The sequence below is a fragment of the Cellulosimicrobium marinum genome, assembly GCF_020551945.1.
GTDB lineage: Bacteria > Actinomycetota > Actinomycetes > Actinomycetales > Cellulomonadaceae > Cellulosimicrobium > Cellulosimicrobium marinum.
Genome location: NZ_JAJBZH010000002.1, coordinates 60,289 through 81,911, shown reverse-complemented (window position 1 = coordinate 81,911; position 21,623 = coordinate 60,289). Strand labels below are relative to the sequence as shown.

Sequence of the window (21,623 nt, the reverse complement as noted above, 5' to 3'; positions counted from 1 at the left end):
GCGTCGGGTGCGCCGGGTCACGAGCCTCGGGGGCACGGTGGCGCCGGGACGGGGCCGGAGGGGCGGCCGTGCCAGGTCTACCATCCGCGCCGCTCGTTCCTCGCGTCGCTCCTGTCTCCATGGTCGGTACCCTCCTGCGTTCGCAAGCTCACTCCGGAGGCTCCCTCGAACCAGACGCGCCACGGACCCGGCACGGCCGCCCCTCCGGCCCCGTCCCGGCTCGGCTGCGTCCGGGCCGTCGCCTCGCGCGCGGCACTCGGGGCCGACGGCGCAGGCTCGCCCTCTGCTGCCGGCTCGCCTCGGCGACGTGCCGGGCGAAGTCACGGCGCGACGTCGGGCATGACGGCGCGATGGCGACCTGACGGACGAGCGGGCGGTGCGACGTCGGGTGCGAAGGGCGTCGAGCCGCGCGCGTTGACCGTCGGCCGAGAGACCACGGCGACGGCGCGGCAGCCCGAGCACCGACGGCGCTCCGCCTGCGGACCCGGCCAGGATCCGCAAGAGCACACGACGACGCACGAGAAGACGAACGAACGAGGTAGACCGTGACCGACGAGCAGAACCCCGAGATCGAGCCCACGCCCGCGGGCGACGGGGCCGACGAGATCGTGCACGCGGACGGGACGGCGGTCGCCGTGCACCACGGGCGGATCGAGCAGGTGGACCTGCAGCTCGAGATGCAGCGCTCGTACCTCGACTACGCGATGTCCGTCATCGTGGGCCGTGCCCTTCCGGACGTGCGCGACGGCCTCAAGCCGGTGCACCGACGTGTGCTGTACGCGATGTACGACGGCGGCTACCGGCCGGACCGCGCGTTCTCGAAGTGCTCGCGCGTCGTCGGCGACGTCATGGGCAAGTTCCACCCGCACGGCGACTCGGCGATCTACGACGCGCTGGTCCGCCTGGTGCAGGACTGGTCGATGCGGTACCCGCTGGTCGCGGGTCAGGGGAACTTCGGCTCGCCGGGCGACGACCCGGCTGCTGCCCCGCGGTACACGGAGTGCCGGATGGCCCCGCTCGCCATGGAGATGGTGCGGGACATCGACAAGGACACGGTCGACTTCCAGGACAACTACGACGGCCGGACGCAGGAGCCGTCGGTGCTGCCGGCGCGCTTCCCGAACCTGCTGGTCAACGGGTCGGCAGGCATCGCGGTGGGGATGGCGACGAACATCCCGCCGCACAACCTGCGCGAGGTGGCCGAGGGCGTCCAGTGGCACCTGGACCACCCGGAGGCTTCGAAGGAGGAGCTCCTCGCGGCGCTGCTGCAGCGCGTGAAGGGTCCGGACTTCCCGACAGGTGCGACGATCCTCGGTCACAAGGGCATCGAGGAGGCGTACCGCACGGGGCGCGGGTCGATCACGATGCGCGCGGTCGTGAACGTGGAGGAGATCCAGGGTCGGATCTGCCTCGTCGTCACGGAGCTGCCGTACCAGGTGAACCCGGACCGGCTGGCGGCGAAGATCGCGGACCTCGTCAAGGAGGGCCGCGTGCAGGGCATCGCGGACATCCGGGACGAGACCTCGGGCCGCACGGGCCAGCGCCTCGTGATCGTGCTGAAGCGCGACGCGGTGGCGAAGGTCGTCCTCAACAACCTGTACAAGCACACGCAGCTGCAGGACACGTTCGGCGCGAACATGCTCGCGCTCGTCGACGGGGTGCCGCGCACGCTGAGCCTCGACGCGTTCGTGCGGCACTGGACGGCGCACCAGCTCGACGTGATCCAGCGCCGCACCCGGTACATGCTGGCGGAGGCGGAGCGCAGCATCCACATCCTGCGCGGGTACCTCAAGGCGCTCGACGCCCTGGACGAGGTCATCGCGCTGATCCGGCGGTCGCCGGACGTCGACGAGGCGCGCACGGGGCTCATGGAGCTGCTCGGCGTCGACGAGGTGCAGGCGACGGCGATCCTCAACCTGCAGCTGCGTCGTCTGGCGGCGATGGAGCGGCAGCGGATCATCGACGACCACGACGACCTCGAGCGCAAGATCCTCGACTACCAGGACATCCTGGCGAAGCCGGAGCGGCAGCGCACGATCGTGGGCGACGAGCTCGCGGAGATCGTGGCGCGCTACGGCGACGAGCGTCGCACGACGATCCTCCCGTTCGACGGCGAGGTCTCGATCGAGGACCTCATCGCCGAGGAGGAGATGGTCGTCACGATCACGCGCGGCGGGTACGCGAAGCGCACGCGCAGCGACAACTACCGGGCGCAGAAGCGTGGCGGCAAGGGCGTGCGCGGGGCGCAGCTGCGCGAGGACGACATCGTCGACCACTTCTTCGTCACGACGACGCACCACTGGCTGCTGTTCTTCACGAACCTGGGCCGCGTGTACCGGGCGAAGGCGTACGAGCTGCCCGAGGGCGGCCGGGACGCGAAGGGTCAGCACGTCGCGAACCTGCTTGCCTTCCAGCCGGGCGAGAAGATCGCGCAGGTCCTGGACCTGCGGGACTACGACGCCGCGGACTACCTCGTGCTCGCGACGCGCCGCGGCCTGGTGAAGAAGACCCGCCTGACGGAGTACGACTCGCCGCGCTCGGGCGGTCTCATCGCGATCAACCTGCGCGAGGACGACGCGGGGACGCCGGACGAGCTCGTCGCGGCGCTCCTCGTGGACGCGGACGACGACCTCATCCTCGTGTCGCGCAAGGGGCAGTCGATCCGGTTCCCCGCGTCGGACGAGACGATGCGCCCGCTGGGCCGGGCGACGTCGGGCGTCACCGGCATGAAGTTCCGCGAGGACGACGAGCTGCTGTCGGCGGACGTCGTCGAGGAGGGCGCGGACCTGTTCGTCGTCACCGAGGGGGGCTTCGCGAAGCGCACCCGGCTCGGCGAGTACCGGGTCCAGGGACGCGGCGGTCTGGGCATCAAGGTGGCCAACCTGGTGGAGGCGCGTGGAGATCTTGTGGGGGCTCTGGTGACGGAGGCCGACGACGAGGTCCTCGTCATCATGGAACGGGGCAAGATCGTCCGGTCCGCCGTCGACGAGGTCAACCTCACCGGACGCACCACCCAGGGGGTGACGTTCGCGAAGCCGGACAAGGGGGACCGCATCATCGCCGTCGCCCGGAACGTCGAGCGTCGTCTCGGGGAGGATCGGGATACCGTGGGCGAGGAGAGCACGCCGCACGAGTCCGCGGAGACCGACCAGAGCGCCACGGCCGAGCAGGCCGGTGGGACCGACACGGCGCCCGGAACCACCGAGGAAACCAGATGAGCAGCGAGAACGACGCACCTCCGGCGATCACGCCGCGACTGACGGTGCCGCGCCCCGACACGGGGCCCGGTTCGGGGCGCCCCGAGGGCGACGGCGTGCAGGGCAACGGTCGCGCCTCCGGCAACGGCAGCACCGCGAGCAACGGGCACGCGCCGAGCGCCCGGCACGGCGCCTCCGCCACGAGCACCCCGCCCCCGCCTCCTCCCCCGCCCCCGTCGTCGGGCGGGTCCACGGGCGGCGACGGCGGTGCCGCGTCGTCGGCGACCGGCGGGACGTCGGCGACCGAGGGCATGGAGACGGCGTCGGGCGAGAGCCGCGTCGCCGTGGCGCGCGCGGGTGCGGTGAAGGCCGCCGCCGCGGCGATCGCGGCGGCGAAGTCCGCCGCGAAGAAGGTCTCCGCCACCGTCCCGGCGGCACCGCCGGAGACGGACCACGACGAGGTCGACGATCGGACGGTGAAGCGGATGGCCCCCACCGCTGAGGCGAGCACGGGCACCGCGACGCAGAACGGCACGGCGGCGTCGAGCATGCACTACTCGGCCGCCGGCGTGACCGGGACGGCGCGACCGCTGACCGGGGCCACGCCGTCGGTCTCGACGGCGACCGGCGCGACCCAGGCGGTCCGCGCGGACGGTCCGCGCCGGGTGCGGCTCTCCGTGTCGCGGATCGACCCGTGGTCCGCGATGAAGCTCGGCTTCCTCCTCGCGGTGGCGATCGGCATCATGACCGTCGTCGCCGTGGCCGTCTTCTGGTACGTGCTCGACAGCATGCTCGTCTTCCAGACGGTCCAGGACTTCGTCGAGCAGATCGCCGGCGAGGAGAGCAACGTCGACATCACGCAGTTCGTCGAGTTCGGCCGTGTGATCTCGCTCGCGACGCTGCTGAGCGTGGTGAACGTGGTGATCATCACGGCGCTGTCGACGATCATGGCGTTCCTGTACAACATCGTCGCTGCTCTCGTGGGCGGGGTGCACCTCACGCTCACGGACGACTGACACCGAGGCGTCCCACGACCGGCCCGACGGGCCGGGCGGGCGCTCGCCGGTTTGGGCGAGCGGCCCGCGGTGGGGTAACCTCAAGCGCTGCCTGCGTGCGGGGTGGTCACCGGTCGAGGACCGGTGAGCGCGTCGCAGCACGGCGAACGGGCCTATAGCTCAGACGGTTAGAGCGCTTCGCTGATAACGAAGAGGTCAGAGGTTCAAGTCCTCTTAGGCCCACTGCCGCACCCACTCGAGGGGGAACGTGATGAAGAAGGTTCTGGTCCTGCTCCTGGCCGCCGGCGCCGGCTATCTCCTGTGGCGCAAGTACACGGAGGACGAGGCCGAGCGCGACCTCTGGGCCGAGGTCACCGACACCTTCGAGTAGGTCGCACGGCTCGTCCCTCCGGTTCCCGGCCGGACGTCCCGGGGCCATGGCGCAATTGGTAGCGCACCTGCTTTGCAAGCAGGGGGTTGGGGGTTCGAGTCCCCCTGGCTCCACCCGAGAACGACGAAAGCCCCGCACCTTCCGGTGCGGGGCTTTCGCGTGCTACCAGGACTCAGGCGTCGCCGGACTTCTCCGCGGCGTCCTCGGCCTTGGTCTCCGCGGCCTCACGGGCCTTCTTCGCGGCGTCCTCGACGTCCTCGGACGCGTCGGCCGCGGCGTCGGCCGTGGACTCGGTGGCGTCCTTCGCGACGGCGGAGGCGGTACCGGCGGCGTTCTTCGCGGTGCCCCGCGAGCGGGTGGTGGCCTTCTTCGCGGCCTCCTTCGCCTCGGTGACGGCGCCGCTCACCCGGTCGCCGACGTCCTCGCGGACCTCGGCGGCCCGCTCCGCCAGCTTGTCGGTGGCGTCGCGGCCCCGGGCGACCGCGGCCCCCGCGGCCTCGCCGAGCGACTCGGCGGCGTCGCCCACGGCGTGCCGGGCGTCGCCGACGACGTCGTCGAAGTGGACCTGCTGCGCGTCCTGCTCCCACGGCTCGGCCCAGGGGTCGGTGGTGGGCTGCGCACGGCGGTAGAGCACGTACCCCACACCGGCGGCGGTGACGCCCCCGGCGATCCACCACAGCGTCTTGCCCTTGCTGCCCGAGGAGTCGGCCTGCGACGCCTTCTTGGCCGCGGTGTCCGCGACGCCGGAGAGCTTCTTGCTCGCCCTCGCGGCGGCCTTGTCCGCGGCCTTCGCCGCCTTCTTGCCGGCCTTGCCCGAGGACTTCTTCGCCTGCTTCGCCGTCTCCTGCGCCGCCTTCTTGGCCTGCTTGGCGAGCTTGCGGCTCTTCGTGCCGCTGGCCGCCGCCGCTGCCGCGGTGGCGGCGGCCGTCGCCTCGGCGGCGTTGTCGGCCGCACGCTGCGCGGCGTCGGACGCCGACTGCGCCGCCGCGTTGAAGCTCGCGACGATCTTGGGCAGGACGTCGTCGACCAGCTTGTCGTGCGCCGTGTCGATCACGGGGCCCGCCTTGTCGGCGGCCTTCTCCACGCGCGGCGCCGCGGCCTGGATGCTGTCCTGCCAGGCCTTCTCGACACGCGGCTGGAGCCACTCGAGGAACGCCTCGACCTTCGGCACGCTCCACTCCTTCGCGTGCACCGCGGCGTCCTTCGCCTGGTCCGCGAGCTGGGTCGCGGCCGTCTGCGCGGTCGCGGCGGCCTGGGCGGCCTGGTCCTTGATCTTCTCGGTGTCCAGCGAGTCGATCGTCTCCTTGATCGCGCCGGACCCGGAGCCGGATCGTGTCATGCGTGCTCCTCGGGTGTCGTCGTCCGCTCGGGACGGGGGTGGAAGGTCACGTCCTGCCCACTCTGCCACCAGCGTCGCGGCGTCGCGAGATCTCCCGGGTGTGTGGCCGCGGCGGTCCGGGGCGGGTGTCGTGGGAGGATGGTGGGCATGTTCGCAACCTTCCACACGACCGCAGGTGACATCCGCGTCGAGCTCCTGCCGAACCACGCCCCGAAGACGGTGGCGAACTTCGCGGGGCTCGCCCAGGGCACGAAGGCCTGGGCCGACCCGCGGACCGGTGCGCAGCGCACGGAGCCGTTCTACGACGGCCTGATCTTCCACCGTGTCATCAAGGACTTCATGATCCAGGGTGGCTGCCCGCTCGGGACGGGCACGGGCGGCCCCGGCTACACGTTCAACGACGAGATCCACCCGGAGCTCCGCTTCGACCAGCCGTACCTGCTCGCGATGGCGAACGCGGGTCTGCGCCGCAACCCCGTCACGGGCGAGGCCGAGGGCACGAACGGCTCCCAGTTCTTCATCTCGACCGTGCCGACCCCGTGGCTCGACGGCAAGCACACGATCTTCGGCCGGGTCGCGGACGCCGAGTCCCGTGCCGTCGTCGACGCGATCAACGAGACCCCGACCCGTCCGGGCGACCGTCCCCAGGAGGACGTGGTCATCAGCTCGGTGACGATCGAGGACTGACCCATCGCGCAGCCGCCCGGGCCGCCGGCGTACGGGACGGCGGGACCTCACGACGGTCCCGCCGTCCCGCCGGTGTGCCCGCGTCACCCGGACCGCGTGTCGTACGTGCGCTGCCAGCGCTGCGGGCGCCCGGCGTGCCCCGAGTGCCAGCGACCGGCCGCCGTCGGCGTGCAGTGCGTCGACTGCGTGCGGGAGTCCGCCCGCTCGGCCCCGACGGTCCGCAGCGTCCTCGGGGGCCGCGTGCACGACGGTCCTCCCGTCGTCACCCTGACGATCATCGGCCTGTGCGTGGTGAGCTGGGTGCTGCAGCTCGTGACCGGCGGCGACTGGACCGCACGCTGGTGGTTCGCCCCGGTGATCGGCCAGGAGGAGCCGTACCGGTTCCTCACGTCGGCGTTCCTGCACTCGACGAGCCCTGTCCACATCCTCTTCAACATGTACGCCCTGTGGATCACGGGGCCGTTCCTCGAGCAGATGCTCGGGCGGTGGCGGTTCGGCGCGCTCTACGTGCTGTCGGCGCTCGGCGGGTCGGTCGGGTACCTCGTGCTCGCCGGAGGGCCGTTGCAGGAGGCGTGGTACCAGCCGGTCGTGGGTGCGTCGGGCGCGGTCTTCGGCCTCTTCGGGGCGATCCTGCTCGTCCTGCGACGGACGGGACGCAACGCGATGCAGATCGTGGTGCTCATCGGCATCAACTTCGCGATCGGGCTGTTCTTCCCCGGGATCGCCTGGGAGGCCCACCTCGGCGGGCTCGTCGTGGGTGCCGTGCTCGGGGCGGCGTACGCGTATGCGCCGCGCGCGCAGCGCACCCTCGTCTCGGTCGGCGCGACCACCGTCGTCGCGGTGGCGCTCGTCGTGACGGCGTGGCTCACCTACCGCTCGGCGGTGCTCCCGTCGGGCTTCTTCGGCTGACCGCCCGCTGAGTTATCCCCAGGTTTGCTCACAGGTGTGGAACTACACCTGTGTACTTCGCGCACCCGGGCACGACGAGCGCCGTCGAGCGCTACTTCCAGCGCGTGGTGAGCGCGAAGCCGGCGATGATGAACGCGAAGCCGACGGCGAGGTTCCACGCCCCGAGCGGCGGCACGGGGAGCTGTGCGGAACCGCTGAGGTAGAACGTCACGATCCAGGCCAGCCCGAGCAGCATCAGGCCGAGCATGGTCGGCACGAGCCAGCGGGGGTTGCCCGTGTCGGGCTTGGGCGGGCGCGGCTCGCGGACCTTCGCCGGCTTCTTGCGGGACTTCGACTCGGGCACGAGGGTGGGCTCCTGTCCTGTGGGGCTCGCCGCGCGCCGGCGACCTCCCTGGGAGGGGTGCTGCCGCCGTCGTGCAGGAACCGTGCATGGCTCGGGTGGACGTCGTCGACGAACGGGCCGGGGTCCGTGGCGGGGTGGTCCCGGCACGGTGACGGCACGTCCGTGGACGGCATTCGTCGTCTAGCGTAGTGGGCGCACACAATAGACCACGCCACGCGCCCGTGCCGAGTGGCCCGACGCGCCCGAGGAGGACCGCATGAGCGACGCCGCACCGGCGCCCCGCGCCCACGGCCGTGTGCGGTCGACGATCACCGTGGCGCTCGTGCTCGCCCTCGCGGGCCTGCTCTTCACGGCCAACGCCCGGCTCGCGCGCGGCGAGGAGGACCGGCACCCGGAGAACCTCGCACAGCTCGTCGAGAGCGAGTCGCAGCGCAACGCCGCGCTCTCCGCCCAGGTGGACGCCCTCGACGACGAGATCGCGGGACTCTCCGCCCCCGACCCGACGAGCCCGGGCGTCGACGAGGACCTCGCCGCGCGGTCCGCCGTCGCCGCGGGGACCGTCGCGGTCACCGGACCGGGCGTGTCGGTCATGCTCGACGACGCGCCGTCGGACGCGACCTACTCCGAGGCGTTCCCGCCGGACACGCGGGTCGTGCACCAGCAGGACATCCAGGCGGTCGTCAACGCCCTGTGGGCCGGCGGCGCGGAGGCGATGACGCTCCAGGGACAGCGCGTGACCGCGACGTCGGCGTTCCGGTGCGCGGGGAACATCCTCCTGCTCCACGGCCGCGTGTACTCCCCGCCGTACGTCGTCGAGGCGATCGGCGACCCGGAGGAGCTGCAGGCCGCGCTCGACCGCTCGGAGAAGATCGACATCTACCAGCAGTACGTGGAGGCGGTGAACCTCGGCTGGGCGGTCGAGGACCACCAGCGCATCGAGATGCCCCGGTACGAGGGCGCGCTGGAGCTCGAGTACGCCCGCACGGCGTCCGAGGCGGCCTGATGGCCACCACGGCGCCCGTGCGCCACCGGTCCGGCCGACCCGCCCGGCGCGGCGGTCCCGTCTCGGCCGTCGTCGGCGTCCTCGGCGAGCTGCTCATCACGCTCGGCGTCCTGCTCGGGCTCTACGTGGTGTGGCAGCTGTGGTGGACCGACGTGCAGGCCGACCGCGAGCAGGCCCAGATCCTCGAGGACCTGGGCGCCCCCCAGCCCGACGCCGCCGACGTCGCGGTCGAGGTGCGACGCGACGCACCGCCCGTCATGGAGCCTCCCGCCGCCGGCGAGGTGTTCGGGACGCTGCACGTGCCCCGCTGGGACGACGCGGTGATGCCCATGGCCGAGGGCACCGACAAGCGGTCCATCCTCGACAAGGCCATGGCCGGGCACTACCCGGAGACGGTCATGCCGGGCGACGTGGGCAACTTCGCCCTCGCGGGCCACCGCATGACGTACGGTGCCGTGTTCCACCGGGTCGAGGAGCTCCAGGAGGGCGACCCGATCGTCGTCGAGGCGGGAGACATCTGGTACGTGTACCGCGTGGACCACCTGCAGGTGGTGCAGCCGGACCAGGTGGAGGCCGTCGCGCCCGTGCCGTGGGAGCCCGGGGTCGAGCCGACGGAGCGCTACCTCACGCTCACCACGTGCCACCCCATCGGGCTCAACTCGCTGCAGGAGCGCTTCATCGTCAACGCGGTGCTGGACTACTGGCTGCCGGTCGAGGACGGCACGCCGCCGGACCTCGTCGGGCAGACCCCGCCGCCGGCGGAGGGCGAGGCCACGAGCGCCGCGCCCTCGCCCGGCCCGACCGACGGGAGCGCGTGATGTACGGAGCGCTGTGGCGCGCACTGCCGGGACCGGCCTGGGTCCGGGTGCTCACCCTGCTCGTGCTCGCGGGCGCCGTCGTGCTCGCGTGCTTCGAGTGGCTGTTCCCGCTCGTCGCGGAGTACTTGCCGTTCAACGACCCCAACGTCCAGACGGGCACGTCGGGTGCCCTCCCCCCGGTCGGCGCCCCCGGCGCCCCGACGTCCTGAGAGAGGCCTGCTGATGACCCGCATCCTCGTCGTCGACAATTACGACTCCTTCGTCTACACGATCGTCGGCTACCTCGACCAGCTCGGGGCGCAGACGGTCGTCATGCGCAACGACGCCGTGCCCGAGCCCGACGCCGACGGTGTGTTCCGCGACGCCGACGGGACGCCGTTCGACGGCGTCCTCGTCTCCCCCGGGCCCGGTACGCCGAAGGAGGCCGGGCAGAGCGAGCACGTCATCCGCGCGTGCGCGACGTCGAGCACGCCCATGCTCGGTGTGTGCCTGGGCCACCAGGCGCTCGCCGAGGTGTACGGCGCGACGGTGACGCACGCTCCCGAGCTCATGCACGGCAAGACGAGCCTCGTGGAGCACGACGGCGCGGGCGTGCTCGGCGGGCTCCCCGACCCGTTCACCGCGACGCGCTACCACTCGCTCGCCGTCGTGCGGGACACGGTGCCCGCCGAGCTCGTGGTGACCGCGGAGACCGCGGGCGGGGTGGTCATGGGTCTGCAGCACCGCGACCTGCCGCTGCACGGCGTGCAGTTCCACCCGGAGTCGGTGCTCACCGAGGGAGGGCACCGGCTGCTCGCCAACTGGCTGGAGGCGTGCGGGCTCGACGGCGCGGTGGAGCGTTCGGCGGGCATGGCACCCCTCGTGCGGCAGTAGCGGCACCGACGGGACGACGACGGCGGCCCACCCCCCCCCGGGGGGGCCGCCGTCGTCATGCGTGCGGGGTCGGGGTGACCCGTGGCGGTCAGCCGTCGCCCCCGCCGCCGCCGTTCTCGCCGCCGCCGTTCTCGCCCCCGCCGTTCTCGCCGCCGCCGTTCTCCCCGCCACCGCCCGGTCCGGGACCGGTCGAGACGATGAGACGGACGGTCGAGCCCTCCTCGAGCTGCGTGCCGGCGCCCGGGTCGGACCCGATGACGATGCCCGCGGCCCACTGCTGCGACTCCTGCGTGATGCGCTCACCCGGGTTGAGCGCGTTCGCGTTCAGCGTCTCGATCGCCTGCTGCTCGGTCATGCCCGCGAGGTTGCCCGGCACGGACGTCATCTCGGCGGCGGGCTCGATCGCGACGTCGATCTCGACCGTGGAGCCCTGCGCCACCTTGCCGGGGTTCGGGCGCTGCGCGATGACCCGGCCCGCCTCCTCGTCGGACTCGACCTCGTTCACCGAGGCGTCGAGACCGAGGTCGTCGAGGGCGGCCTCGGCCTCGTCACGGGTCATGCCGACGAGCTCCCCGAGGGAGACGAGGCCGTTCGACGTGAACAGCGTGACGGCCTGGCCGGACGCCGCGGTCTCGTTCGCCGCGGGCTCCGTCCGGGTGACCGCACCCTCCGGCACCGAGGCCGACTCCTCGGTGGACACGTTGCCGACCGTGAGCCCTGCCTCCTCGAGCTCGGCGCGCGCCTCGTCCTGCGTGAGGCCGGAGACGTCGGGAACCTGGACGCTGTCCGGGCCGGTGGAGAACCAGACGCTCACCTCGGTGCCGGGGGCGACGTCCTCCCCGCCCGCGGGCTCCTGGCGGACGAACTCGTCCTCCGGGATGTCGGCGTTCTCCTCCAGGAGGGGCGTGAACTCGAGGTCGAGGCCCTCGAACAGCGCCGCGGCCTCCGACTGCGTCATGCCCTCCTGCACGGTCGGGACCTCGACGGTGTCGGGCGCCGGGGGCTCGCGGTTGAGCAGCAGCATCGTGACGATCGCCGCGATCGCGAGGACACCGACCGCGATGAGCGCCCACATGAGGCCCTTGCGGCTCTTGCCCTCCTCCTCGTCCTCGCCCGGGGGCTCCTCGCCCGGCGGCACGGCGGGCGCGGCGGCGGTGGCCCAGGGCGACGGGGGCGCCGTCGGGCTCATGACCTGCGTCGCGGACTCCACCATGGTGGGCTGCAGGTCCGCCGCGGCGGCCGCACCGAGGCCGGCGGCCGCGGCCGCGACCCCGAGCGCGGGCGCGGTGATCGTGCCGCCGCGCACCGCGTTCTCCAGGTCGGCGCGGAACTCCGCCGCGCTGGAGTAGCGGGCGTTGCGGTCCTTCGCGAGAGCCTTGAGCGTGATGCGGTCGAGCACCTCGGGCACGTCGGGCGCGATCGCGCTCGGCTTCGCCGGCGCCTCGCGGACGTGCTGGTACGCGACGGCGACGGGCGAGTCCCCGATGAACGGCGGCCGCCCGGTGAGCAGCTCGAACAGCAGGCACCCCGTGGAGTACAGGTCGCTCCGGGCGTCGACCGTCTCGCCGCGAGCCTGCTCGGGAGACAGGTACTGCGCCGTGCCGATCACGGCCTGCGTCTGCGTCATCGTGGCGGCGGAGTCCGCGACCGCCCGCGCGATGCCGAAGTCCATCACCTTGACCGCGCCCGTGGGCGTGATCATGACGTTGGCCGGCTTGATGTCGCGGTGCACGATCCCCGCGTGGTGCGAGTACTCGAGCGCCGCGAGCACGCCCGCGGAGATCTCCACGGCCTCGTCGATGGGGACGGCCTGGCCGTCCCGGAGGATGTCGCGGACCGTGTGCCCCTCGACGTACTCCATGACGATGAACGGGACGTGGACCGACGCGCCCTGCGTGTCGGTGTGCACGTCCTCGCCCGTGTCGTACACCGCGACGATGGCCGGGTGGTTGAGGGCCGCGGCCGCCTGCGCCTCGCGGCGGAAGCGGGCCAGGAACGACGGGTCGCGGGCGAGGTCGGACCGCAGGATCTTGATCGCGACGGTGCGACCGAGACGCGTGTCGTGCCCGATGTGCACCTCGGCCATGCCGCCGCGGCCGATGAGGTCACCGACCTCGTACCGCCCGGCAAGCACTCGGGGAGCGTTGTCCACCACTCATTCGTCCTTCGGTGTCGTCGGAGCCGCGGGCGCGTCCGCACGCGGCACATCTGGCGCAATCATCCCACCCGCGAGGGTGCGGGCGGGCAGGCGAGGCAACGATGTCGTCACGATGTGACCCCCGCGCCGGAGGCGACGGGCGAGGCTGGCGCGGCGAGCGCGACGACCGCCGGGCCGAGGCCCGCGGCGTCGCCGTCACCGCCGTCGCCGCCGGTGACGACGGTGGCGACGAGGACCACGAGCAGCAGGCCCAGCAGGGCCACGAGCGGCCACGTCATCCCGCGGGTCAGGCCCCCGATCCGCTGCCCCGTCGTGGTCGAGGTCCGTCGTGCCGCGGTCCGGGCCGAGGCGTCCTGGGCCTGGCGTCGCATCTCCGCCCGGGTCGCCGGCGCGGCCGGGGTCGCGGCGTCGGCGTGGTCGGTGGACCGACCCGGGCGCGTCGCGGCGCGGGCGGCCGGGCGCCGGGTGCGCGCGGCGCCGTGCATCTCCCGGCGCGGCGGGTAGGAGCGGGGCGCCCCGGCGCCGTCCGCACCGGACGCGGACGGTGCGACCGACGGCGTGGCGGGGGTGGGCGGCGTCGGGCGCTCCCAGGGCAGCGCGGCCGCAGGGCGATCCGCGGCCGTGGCCGCGTCGTTGGTCGGGGCCGCGTGCCCGACGCCGGCCCGCGCCGCACCGGGGTCGGCCTCCTCCGTGTCGCGCACGGTCGCCGGGATGACGATGGGCGTGATGACGGGCGCGAGGCCCTCGCGCGGGGCGGTGTGCGCCCCCGCGCGGGACCCCTCGGGCGCGTCGTCGGGCATCGAGTCGGGCACCGAGTCGGCGCGGGCTCGGCGCGCCCGCCGCGCCGGGGAGGCGGCCCGCCCCGCCGCCCACGGGTCGGAGGCGAGACGCTCCGCGATGCGGTCGAGGACCTGCGCCAGCGCCACCGCCGACGGCGGGCGCAGCGTCGGGTCCTTCTCCAGCATCGTCATGATGAGCTGCGCGAGCTCCGGGTCCACCGACGACGGCAGCGGCGGCACGGGCTCGTTCACGTGCGCCACGGCGATGTCGACCGGCGTCGAGCCCGTGAAGGGCCGGTTCCCGACCACCGACTCGTACGCCACGATCCCCAGCGCGTACACGTCCGACGCGCCCGTCGCGGCCTGGCCGACGGCCTGCTCCGGGGAGAGGTACTGCGCGGTGCCCATGACCATGCCCGTCGCCGTCATGGGGACCTGGTTCGCCGCGAGCGACACCCCGAAGTCCGTGATCTTCACCGTCCCGGACCGGTCGATGAGGATGTTGCCCGGCTTCACGTCACGGTGCACGACGCCCGCGACGTGCGCGGCGTGCAGCCCCCGCGCCGTCTGCGACAGGATCGGCAGGAGCCGGGACGGCGGGAGCACGGGCTCGCGCTCCAGGAGGTCGGCCATCGGCTCGCCCACCACGAGCTCCATGACGAGGTAGCCCGACCGGTCCTGCTCGCCGTAGTCGTACATCTGCGCGATGTTCGGGTGCGACAGCGCCGCGCTGTTCCGCGCCTCCGTCCGCAGGCGGTTGAGGAAGTCCTCGTTGCCCGCGTACTCGCTGCGCAGCACCTTCACCGCGACCTCGCGGCCGAGCGCGTCGTCCGCGGCGACCCAGACCTCGCCCATGCCGCCGACGGCGATGCGGCGCACCAGCCGGTAGCGGTCGCCCAGATGCAGACCCCGGGAAGGCTTCATCCCGCCAGCACCGCCTCGATGACCGCGCGCGCGATCGGCGCCGCGACCGCGCCGCCCGTGGCCTCGCTGCCGCTCGACCCGCCGTTCTCGACGATCACCGCGACCGCCACCTGCGGGTCGTCGGCCGGGGCGAACGACGTGAACCACGCGTGCGGCGCCTTCTCCGGGTCGTTCTCCGCCGTGCCCGTCTTCCCGGCGACCTGCACGCCCGGGATCTGCGCCGCCGTGCCGGAGCCGTTGTTCACCACCCCGATCATCATCTCCGTGAGCTGGGCGGCCGTGCTCGGCGAGACGGAGGTGCGCAGGCGCCGCGGCTCCGACTGCTGGACGACCTCGAGGTCCGGGTCGCGCACCGTCTCCACCGTGTACGGCGTCATGAGCACGCCGTCGTTCGCGATCGCTGACGCCACCATCGCCATCTGCAGGGGCGTCGCCCGCACGTCTCCCTGACCGATCGCGGCACGGGCCGTCGCCGCGGGGTCCGCCTGTTCGTCCGTCGGGAAGCGGCTCGCCGTGACGTCCATGGGGATGGTCAGGCCGTCGTCGTCGAACCCGAAGTCCTCCGCCTGGTCGCGCAGCTCGTCGTCCCCGAGCGTGACGCCCAGGTCGGCGAACGCCGTGTTGCAGGAGATGCGCAGCGCGTCGGCGAGCGTCATCTCGCCCGTCGGCGAGCAGCGGATGCCGCCGAAGTTGCTCATCGTCGACGTCGACTGCGGGTACTGGTACACGTCCGGCGCGGGGATCACCGACTCCGCGGTGTACTCGCCGCTCTCGATCGCCGCCGCGGAGGTGACGAGCTTGAACGTCGACCCCGGCGGGTACGTGTTGCCGCGGATCGCGCGGTTGCTCATCGGGTCGCCGTCGGCGTTCGCCAGCTCCTGGAACGCGGCGTTCGCCGCCCCCGTGTCGTGCGTCGCGAGCGCGTTCGGGTCGTAGCTCGGCTTCGACACCAGCGCGAGCACCCGGCCCGTCGACGGCTCGATCGCCGCCACCGCGCCGCGCTGGTCGCCCAGGGCGTCCCAGGCGGCCTGCTGCGCCGCCGGGTCGATCGTCAGCTCCACCGACGCGCCCTGGGGCTGCTCGCCCGTGAACAGCGCGGTGAGACGGTCGAGCCACAACGAGCTCGCCTCGCCGTTGAGGAACTCGTTCTCCGACCGCTCGATCTCCGACGTGCCGTTGACGACCGAGAAGTAGCCCGACACGGGCGCGTAGAGGGGCCCGTTCGCGTAGGCGCGCTGGAAGCCGAAGGGGTCGTCCACGGGTGTCGACGACGCGATCGCCTCGCCCGCGACGACGATCGGCCCGCGGTAGTTCCCGTACTCGCTGTAGATCGTGCGGACGTTGCGCGGGTCGCCGTTGAGCTCGTCCGCCTGGAAGAACTGGATGTACGTCGTCGAGACCATGAGCGCGAGGAACATGACGAGCACCACGCTCGCCACGCGACGCAGGGGGACGTTCACCGGGCTCCTCCCCGCAGGTCGTCGTCGTCGGGTCGGCGGACCACCTCGGTCTGCCGGTCGTCGGAGTACGCGGCGCCGACGGTCGTGGGGGCGTCGTCGGGCGCGGCGCCGACGGGGATCGCGCCCGTCCCCCCGACCACGGGGACCGGGTCGGAGTCGTCGCGCGCGCGGACCCCGCCCGGTGCGACCTGGCCGCGCACGGGCAGCGACGAGGGGCGGCGCGCGTCGTCGGAGATGCGCAGCAGCAGGGCGACGACGATCCAGTTGGCGAGCAGGGAGGACCCGCCCTGCGCGACGAACGGCATGGTGAGCCCGGTGAGCGGGATGATGCGCGTGATCCCGCCGATGACGACGAAGACCTGCCAGGCCATGACGAACGCGAGGCCGCCCGCGAGCAGCTTGCCGAAACCGTCGCGCACGCCGATCGCGGTGCGCAGGCCGCGCTCGACGAGCACGACGTAGCACAGGAGGATGCCGAGGAGGCCGGTGAGGCCGAGCTCCTCGCCCAGCGACGCGTAGATGAAGTCGGAGAACGCGTACGGGACCAGGCGCGGGTACCCCTCGCCCCAGCCGGTGCCGAACAGGCCGCCGTTCGCCATGCCGAACAGGCCGCCGACGAGCTGCCCCGAGCCGCCCGGGTCCCGGTTGAAGATCTCGGGGTCGAGCGGGTGGAGCCAGACGTCGACGCGCGCCTGCACGTGCCCGAACGTCGCCGTGGCGAGCACGGCTCCCGCGGCGAACAGCAGGAGGCCGATGACGACCCAGCTCACGCGCTCCGTCGCGATGTACAGCATCGCGACGAACAGGCCGAAGAACAGCAGGGACGTGCCCAGGTCGCGCTCGAACACGAGGATCGCGAGCGAGACGAGCCACACGATGATGATCGGGCCGAGGTCGCGCAGGCGCGGGAGCTGCAGCCCGAGGAGCCGGGGCCCGGCGAGCGCGAGCGTGTCACGGTTCGTCACGAGGTAGCCGGCGAAGAAGATCGCGAAGGCGATCTTGGCGAACTCGGCGGGCTGGAGGGAGAAGCTGCCGATGCTGATCCAGATCTGCGCGCCGTTGATGCGCGTGCCGAGACCGGGGACGAGCGGCAGCGCGACGAGCACGATGCCCGCGATCATCGCCGTGTACGTGTACCGGCGCAGTGTCCGGTGGTCGCGCAGGAACCAGATGACGACGAACGCGAGCAAAATGCCGAGCGCGGTCCACTGGAGCTGGCGCGGTGCGAGGTCCTGGTCCCCCCCGGTCACCTGCGAGCCCAGGTCGAGCCGGAAGATCATCGCGAGCCCGATGCCGTTCAGGGCGATCGCGATGGGCAGGATCACCGGGTCCGCGTAGGGCGCCCGGAACCGCAGGAGCACGTGCGCCGCGCCCGCGAGGACGGTCATCCCGGCGCTGAACAGCCAGAACCGGCCGGGCAGCTCGCCCGTGAGCTGGAGCCCGACGATCGCGTACGCGCCGATGCCCAGCGCGAGCGCCAGGACGAGCAGACCGAGCTCCGCACCCCGGCCGGGGCGCACCTCGGTGGTCTCCACCGTGGCCATCAGGCCCCCGCGTCGGACGACGTCGTGACGGTGGGCGTGCTCTCCGGCTCGCTCGGCGTGGTGCTCGGGGACGTGGTCGGCTCGTCCGTCGTGCCCGACGGCGCGTCGTCGCCATCGCCGGCCGGGTCCTCCTCGGCGGCGTCCGCGACGAGACGCTCGGCGCGGGCCCGCGCGTCCTGGAGGGACTGCGCGGGGATGGTCGTCTCCAGACGGTCGACGACGTAGCCGGGCAGGTCCTCCACGCGGGTCCCCGTGAGCTCGACGGGTGTGGACAGGGTGAGGGGGCCCGCGCTCTCCGGGACGCCCCGGAAGACCGCGACCTGACCGTCCGCCACGCCGACGTAGTACTGGGTCTGGGTCCACCGGTACCCGGCCCAGCCCGCCACGCCCAGCCCGGCGACGACGAGCAGGATCGCGAGCACCGTCACCCAGCGGCGCGGTGCACGACCGGGCCGGACGTCGTCGGTCTCCGGCTCTCCCGACTCCTGGCCCGGCTCCTCGGCGTCGTCGGTCTCCGGGGGCGAGGACGCGCTCGCGACGAGCGAGGCCGCCCGGGCGGCGGGGCCGTCCGCGGCGGCCGTGGGCAGGTCGCGGTCGACCGCCGCCGAGCCCACCACCTGCGCGCCCGTGGGCGGGGCCGCGCCGTCGGGCAGCACGTCCACGTCGACGACGTCCGCGACGACCACCGTGACGTTGTCCGTCGACCCGGCCCGCAGCGCGAGCTGCAGCAGCCGGTCGGCGCACTCGTCGACGTCGGGCACGTCCGTCATCGTCTGCGCGAGCGTCTCCGCGCTGACGAACCCCGACAGCCCGTCCGAGCACAGCAGCCAGCGGTCGCCCGGCTTCGCCTCCCGCACCGACATGTCGGGCGTGAGGTCGATGTCGAAGTCCCCGAGCACCCGCATGACGACGTTGCGCTGCGGGTGCGTCTCCGCCTCGTCCGCCGAGATGCGGCCCGTGTCGACGAGGTGCTGCACGAACGTGTGGTCCGTCGTGACCTGCGCGAGCTCGCCGTCGCGCAGCAGGTACGCGCGCGAGTCGCCGAGGTGCGCCATGGCGAGCTTGTTGCCCGCGCGCAGGATCGCGGTGACGGTCGTGCCCATCCCGACGAGCTCCGGGTCGGACACGCTGCGCTCCACCAGGTCCTGGCGGGCGTGGTCGATCGACTGCTCCAGCTCGGTCAGGGCGTCGTCGGACCCGTGGGACTCCCCGTCGAGGTGGGCGAGCGCGGCGATCGCGATCGACGACGCGACGTCGCCTCCCGCGTGCCCGCCCATGCCGTCCGCGACGACGAGCAGGTGAGGGCCGGCGTAGCCCGAGTCCTGGTTGTTCGAGCGCACCAGGCCGACGTCGGAGCGCGCGGCGTAGCGCAGGGCGATGTTCACCAGGGGGCTACCTCTGCAGCTCGACGACGGACTGGCCGATGCGGACCTGCGTGCCCGGCCCGAGGGGCACGACCTGGCCGATGCGCTGGTCGTTCACGTACGTGCCGTTCGTCGAGCCGAGGTCCTCGACGAACCAGCCTCCCTGCTGGGGGAAGATCCGCGCGTGGCGCGACGACGAGTAGTCGTCGTCGAGGACGAGCGTGCAGCTCGGCGCCCGGCCGATGAGGATCGACGACGTCGTCAGGGGGACGGTCGTGCCGCGCAGCGGCCCCGCCGTGACGACGAGGCGCGTCGGGCCCGACGGTGCCGCCGGGCGGGCCGGCTCCGCGGCCGCGGCAGCCCCCGCACCGGACGCCGCCGCACCCGCGCGCGCCCCGGCGTCGGACCGCTTGCCCTTGCGGGGCGTCACCTTGGTGCCGTAGAGGTCACGCCGCAGCACACCGATGGCGGAGAGCACGAACACCCAGAGCAGCACGAGGTAGCCCAGCCGCAGCAGGGTGAACGTGAGATCGGTCATCGGGGCGGGATCACCACTCCTCGTTGTCGGACGCGCCGGTCCAGAACATGATGCGGGTGCGGCCGATCGTCAGGGAGTTCCCGTCCAGCAGCGTCGCCGCCGGGACCTGGTGGCCCTCCACGAACAGCCCGTTCGTCGACCCCAGGTCCGACGCGATCACCCCGTCCGGGGTCACCCGGATCTCCAGGTGCCGCCGGGACACGCCCGGGTCGTCGACGACGATGTCCGCCTCCGACCCGCGGCCGATCACCGTGACCGGCCCGGTAAGGAGGTAGCGCTGCCCGTCGATGTCGACCAGGGGGTGGCGGGCGCTCGGGGACGCCGACGTCGCGGGCGCCACGTTGCCCCGCACGCTCGCGGAGCGGAGCTGGAACCGGCCCGTGTCGAGACCGTCGCCCTGCTCGAAGCTCACGCTCACCGGCCCGACGAACGCGTAGTGCTGCGACGCGGCGTACTGCGTGACGTTCGACGCCAGCTCGTCCGCCAAGGTCTCCGCACCCCAGCCCTCGACCTGCGCGAAGTCCTCCGGCGACAGCTCGATGGTGAACTCGTTCGGCACCACGGTCCGGGTGCGGTCCACGACGGCGGCGCGGTCGTCCACCTCGCGACGCAGGGCGCTCGCGAGCTCGACGGGCTTGACCTCGCTGCGCCCGACCTTCGCGAACGCGTTGTTGACGACGCGCTCGACGCCCTTCTCGAAGCGGTCCAAGACTCCCATGCCACCTCCTCCCGCTGCGGTGCTCGCCGCGTGCTGCTCGTGCTCGACTCGTGCCCCCGCCCGCACGGCGTGCGGCGCGACTGCCGCGCAGGCCGGAGACCCGCGTCCAGGCAGACTACCTAGATCGTATCGACCGCGTCTGCGCCGTCGGCCCGATTCGTCGCGAGATTCCGGGACGGATGTGGGGCTTCCTGGTGGAGGGTGTGAACGTCGGGCGCCGGGGTGCCGCCGAGCACGACGTTGCTGTCGTTCTCGGGCGGATAGCGGCAGTGACGTCATGCTCGAGGGCGAGCGGGACCGTGCTAGTCTTCTGCGGCACGCGCGAGTGGCGGAATAGGCAGACGCGCACGGTTCAGGTCCGTGTGCCCGAAAGGGCGTGGGGGTTCAACTCCCCCCTCGCGCACGTGAGAGAGAGTCCGGCGAGTCAGCCGGACGGCTCTCGGAAAGTCCCGGTCAGGTGATCCTGGCCGGGACTTTCTGCGTCCAGAGGTGCCGCCAGCGCTAGCCTCGTGCTGGACGCCCGTCGACCGGACGGGCGGCGGACGCGAGGGGGCGTGATGCGCGCGGTCGTGCAGGACGGCTACGGGCCGCCGGACGTGCTGCGGGTCGCGGACCTGCCCGACCCGACGCCCGCTGCGGACGAGGTGCTGGTCGAGGTCCGGGCGGTGTCGCTCAACGGGTCGGACCGCGAGAACCTGGTCGGGCGGCCGCTGTACTCGCGGCTCGGTGGGCTGCGGCGTCCGCGGGTCCCGGTCCCGGGGTCCGACGTCGCGGGTGTCGTCGTGGCGGTGGGCGGCGCGGTGTCGCGGTTCGCGGTGGGCGACGAGGTGGTGGGCGAGCTGCCGGGCTACCGGGGCGGTCTGGCCGGGCTCGTCGCGACGCGTCCGGGCACGCTGGTCGCGAAGCCGGCCGGCCTGTCGTTCGTCGAGGCGTCGACGGTCCCCCAGGCGGGCTGCATCGCGCTGCGGGCGACGCGCGGCGTGCGGCCCGGCGACCGGGTGCTCGTGAACGGTGCGGGCGGGGCGTTCGTGGTGGCGCTGGCCCGTCACCTGGGGGCGGAGGTGACCGCCGTCGACCGCCGGGGAAAGGCCGAGCACCTGCGGCGGCTGGGCGCGGAGCATGTCGTCGCGTACGAGGACGAGGACTGGGCGACGCACCGGGACCGGTACGACCTCGTCGTCGACCTCGTGGCGCGCCGGGCCCCGTGGCGTGTGCACCGTGCGGTGCGGTCGGGCGGGGCGTACCGGATGGTCGGCGGGCGGACGGACCTGCTGCTCGGGATCCCGACGGTGGGTGCGCTGCTGGGCCGGGCGACCGGACGGCACGTGGGCGTGCTGGTGGTGCCGCAGTCGGCGACGGACCTCGCCGAGGTGCTCGAGCTCGTCACGCGAGGCGCCGTGCCCACGGCGGTCGACGCCGTCGTCCCTCTCGACGAGGCGCCGGCCGCGCTGGCGCGCCTCGCGGCGGGAGCGACGCAGGGCAAGGTCGTCGTCACCGTCCCGTGACGCGGCCGGTGTCACGTCCCGCGCCCCTGCCCGGTCGAGAGGGCACGAGCGTCGGCACCGGCCGGGGCGCGAGCAGAA

19 protein-coding genes and 3 tRNA genes are annotated in these 21,623 nt (G+C 73.2%); 13 read left to right on the top strand and 9 right to left on the bottom strand.

All coding sequences use genetic code 11. From position 1 onward, the window contains the following. The first annotated feature begins 605 nt into the window (after nt 1–605). The 5 genes from gyrA (at nt 606) to LGQ04_RS04180 (ending at nt 4,696) form a co-directional block, all read left to right on the top strand. The gene (gene gyrA / locus LGQ04_RS04200; protein ID WP_372469992.1) at nt 606–3,218 is read left to right on the top strand and encodes a DNA gyrase subunit A; all 2,613 of its coding nucleotides are present in this window, start codon (nt 606–608) and stop codon (nt 3,216–3,218) included. Next, entirely contained in the window at nt 3,215–4,213 is a 999-nt protein-coding gene (locus tag LGQ04_RS04195; protein WP_229242460.1) for a DUF3566 domain-containing protein, read from the top strand. Before gyrA ends, LGQ04_RS04195 begins: the two co-directional genes overlap by 4 nt. Nucleotides 4,214–4,361: 148 nt before the next feature. Beyond that, nucleotides 4,362–4,435, top strand: a tRNA-Ile gene (locus LGQ04_RS04190). A 28-nt stretch (nt 4,436–4,463) separates the two neighbouring features. After that, entirely contained in the window at nt 4,464–4,583 is a 120-nt protein-coding gene (locus LGQ04_RS04185) for a DLW-39 family protein (protein ID WP_229242459.1), read from the top strand. A 40-nt stretch (nt 4,584–4,623) separates the two neighbouring features. Next, nucleotides 4,624–4,696: transfer RNA gene (locus tag LGQ04_RS04180), tRNA-Ala, on the top strand. 59 nt (nt 4,697–4,755) lie between these two features. Here LGQ04_RS04180 and LGQ04_RS04175 read toward each other — a convergent pair. Continuing rightward, nucleotides 4,756–5,922, bottom strand: a complete 1,167-nt coding sequence (locus tag LGQ04_RS04175; protein ID WP_229242458.1) for a hypothetical protein — start codon at nt 5,920–5,922, stop codon at nt 4,756–4,758. Between the two features lie 147 nt (nt 5,923–6,069). Between LGQ04_RS04175 and LGQ04_RS04170 the strand changes: the two genes are divergently transcribed. Together LGQ04_RS04170 and LGQ04_RS04165 are read left to right on the top strand one after the other, a co-directional pair. Beyond that, the gene (locus tag LGQ04_RS04170) at nt 6,070–6,609 is read left to right on the top strand and encodes a peptidylprolyl isomerase (RefSeq protein WP_229242457.1); all 540 of its coding nucleotides are present in this window, start codon (nt 6,070–6,072) and stop codon (nt 6,607–6,609) included. Nucleotides 6,610–6,705: 96 nt separating this feature from the next. After that, nucleotides 6,706–7,518, top strand: coding sequence for a rhomboid family intramembrane serine protease (locus tag LGQ04_RS04165; RefSeq protein WP_308016338.1), 813 nt, complete (start codon nt 6,706–6,708; stop codon nt 7,516–7,518). Nucleotides 7,519–7,609: 91 nt separating this feature from the next. On the opposite strand, the gene LGQ04_RS04160 is transcribed toward LGQ04_RS04165, so the two are convergent. Then, on the bottom strand, nt 7,610–7,861 hold the full coding sequence (locus LGQ04_RS04160) for a cell division protein CrgA (RefSeq protein ID WP_229242455.1): 252 nt from the start codon (nt 7,859–7,861) through the stop codon (nt 7,610–7,612). A gap of 256 nt (nt 7,862–8,117) precedes the next feature. On the opposite strand from LGQ04_RS04160, the gene LGQ04_RS04155 reads away from it, so the two are divergent. Genes LGQ04_RS04155 through LGQ04_RS04140 form a run of 4 tightly spaced genes read left to right on the top strand, consistent with a single transcriptional unit; the run spans nt 8,118 to nt 10,555 of the window. Next, nucleotides 8,118–8,864: a DUF881 domain-containing protein gene (locus LGQ04_RS04155; RefSeq protein WP_229242454.1), complete on the top strand. Its 747-nt coding sequence runs from the start codon at nt 8,118–8,120 to the stop codon at nt 8,862–8,864. After that, nucleotides 8,864–9,682, top strand: coding sequence for a class E sortase (locus LGQ04_RS04150; RefSeq protein ID WP_229242453.1), 819 nt, complete (start codon nt 8,864–8,866; stop codon nt 9,680–9,682). Before LGQ04_RS04155 ends, LGQ04_RS04150 begins: the two co-directional genes overlap by 1 nt. Beyond that, entirely contained in the window at nt 9,682–9,891 is a 210-nt protein-coding gene (locus LGQ04_RS04145) for a hypothetical protein (RefSeq protein ID WP_229242997.1), read from the top strand. Before LGQ04_RS04150 ends, LGQ04_RS04145 begins: the two co-directional genes overlap by 1 nt. A 13-nt stretch (nt 9,892–9,904) precedes the next feature. After that, a complete protein-coding gene (locus LGQ04_RS04140) occupies nt 9,905–10,555 on the top strand; it encodes an aminodeoxychorismate/anthranilate synthase component II (protein ID WP_229242452.1) in 651 nt (216 codons plus the stop codon). 88 nt (nt 10,556–10,643) lie between these two features. On the opposite strand, the gene pknB is transcribed toward LGQ04_RS04140, so the two are convergent. The 7 genes from pknB to LGQ04_RS04105 form a co-directional block, all read right to left on the bottom strand. Further along, a complete protein-coding gene (pknB, locus tag LGQ04_RS04135; RefSeq protein WP_229242451.1) occupies nt 10,644–12,710 on the bottom strand; it encodes a Stk1 family PASTA domain-containing Ser/Thr kinase in 2,067 nt (688 codons plus the stop codon). A 110-nt stretch (nt 12,711–12,820) separates the two neighbouring features. Then, entirely contained in the window at nt 12,821–14,416 is a 1,596-nt protein-coding gene (locus LGQ04_RS04130) for a serine/threonine-protein kinase (protein WP_229242450.1), read from the bottom strand. Further along, nucleotides 14,413–15,876, bottom strand: coding sequence for a peptidoglycan D,D-transpeptidase FtsI family protein (locus LGQ04_RS04125; RefSeq protein ID WP_229242449.1), 1,464 nt, complete (start codon nt 15,874–15,876; stop codon nt 14,413–14,415). The genes LGQ04_RS04130 and LGQ04_RS04125 overlap by 4 nt, the downstream gene beginning before the upstream one ends. Then, complete coding sequence (locus LGQ04_RS04120) at nt 15,873–17,420, bottom strand: FtsW/RodA/SpoVE family cell cycle protein (protein ID WP_229242448.1); 1,548 nt, start codon at nt 17,418–17,420, stop codon at nt 15,873–15,875. Before LGQ04_RS04120 ends, LGQ04_RS04125 begins: the two co-directional genes overlap by 4 nt. After that, a complete protein-coding gene (locus tag LGQ04_RS04115; protein WP_229242447.1) occupies nt 17,420–18,805 on the bottom strand; it encodes a Stp1/IreP family PP2C-type Ser/Thr phosphatase in 1,386 nt (461 codons plus the stop codon). The genes LGQ04_RS04120 and LGQ04_RS04115 overlap by 1 nt, the downstream gene beginning before the upstream one ends. 7 nt (nt 18,806–18,812) lie before the next feature. Continuing rightward, complete coding sequence (locus LGQ04_RS04110; RefSeq protein ID WP_229242446.1) at nt 18,813–19,322, bottom strand: FHA domain-containing protein FhaB/FipA; 510 nt, start codon at nt 19,320–19,322, stop codon at nt 18,813–18,815. A 10-nt stretch (nt 19,323–19,332) separates the two neighbouring features. Beyond that, nucleotides 19,333–20,040 (bottom strand): FHA domain-containing protein, encoded by a 708-nt coding sequence (locus LGQ04_RS04105; RefSeq protein WP_229242445.1) that lies wholly within the window; start codon nt 20,038–20,040, stop codon nt 19,333–19,335. Nucleotides 20,041–20,359: 319 nt separating this feature from the next. Here LGQ04_RS04105 and LGQ04_RS04100 point away from each other — a divergent pair. Both LGQ04_RS04100 and LGQ04_RS04095 read left to right on the top strand, forming a co-directional pair. After that, nucleotides 20,360–20,443: transfer RNA gene (locus LGQ04_RS04100), tRNA-Leu, on the top strand. A 154-nt stretch (nt 20,444–20,597) separates the two neighbouring features. Next, nucleotides 20,598–21,545, top strand: a complete 948-nt coding sequence (locus LGQ04_RS04095) for an NAD(P)-dependent alcohol dehydrogenase (RefSeq protein ID WP_229242444.1) — start codon at nt 20,598–20,600, stop codon at nt 21,543–21,545. The last annotated feature ends 78 nt before the right edge of the window (nt 21,546–21,623 follow it).

Excerpts from the sequence above, each read along its gene's own strand:
- LGQ04_RS04195 (WP_229242460.1), top strand. The coding sequence starts at position 3,215 with ATGAGCAGCGAGAACGACGCACCTCCGGCGATCACGCCGCGACTGACG.
- LGQ04_RS04185 (WP_229242459.1), top strand. The coding sequence starts at position 4,464 with ATGAAGAAGGTTCTGGTCCTGCTCCTGGCCGCCGGCGCCGGCTATCTC.
- LGQ04_RS04175 (WP_229242458.1), bottom strand. The coding sequence starts at position 5,922 with ATGACACGATCCGGCTCCGGGTCCGGCGCGATCAAGGAGACGATCGAC.
- LGQ04_RS04170 (WP_229242457.1), top strand. The coding sequence starts at position 6,070 with ATGTTCGCAACCTTCCACACGACCGCAGGTGACATCCGCGTCGAGCTC.
- LGQ04_RS04155 (WP_229242454.1), top strand. The coding sequence starts at position 8,118 with ATGAGCGACGCCGCACCGGCGCCCCGCGCCCACGGCCGTGTGCGGTCG.
- LGQ04_RS04150 (WP_229242453.1), top strand. The coding sequence starts at position 8,864 with ATGGCCACCACGGCGCCCGTGCGCCACCGGTCCGGCCGACCCGCCCGG.
- LGQ04_RS04145 (WP_229242997.1), top strand. The coding sequence starts at position 9,682 with ATGTACGGAGCGCTGTGGCGCGCACTGCCGGGACCGGCCTGGGTCCGG.
- LGQ04_RS04140 (WP_229242452.1), top strand. The coding sequence starts at position 9,905 with ATGACCCGCATCCTCGTCGTCGACAATTACGACTCCTTCGTCTACACG.
- LGQ04_RS04130 (WP_229242450.1), bottom strand. The coding sequence starts at position 14,416 with ATGAAGCCTTCCCGGGGTCTGCATCTGGGCGACCGCTACCGGCTGGTG.
- LGQ04_RS04120 (WP_229242448.1), bottom strand. The coding sequence starts at position 17,420 with ATGGCCACGGTGGAGACCACCGAGGTGCGCCCCGGCCGGGGTGCGGAG.
- LGQ04_RS04110 (WP_229242446.1), bottom strand. The coding sequence starts at position 19,322 with ATGACCGATCTCACGTTCACCCTGCTGCGGCTGGGCTACCTCGTGCTG.
- LGQ04_RS04105 (WP_229242445.1), bottom strand. The coding sequence starts at position 20,040 with ATGGGAGTCTTGGACCGCTTCGAGAAGGGCGTCGAGCGCGTCGTCAAC.
- LGQ04_RS04095 (WP_229242444.1), top strand. The coding sequence starts at position 20,598 with ATGCGCGCGGTCGTGCAGGACGGCTACGGGCCGCCGGACGTGCTGCGG.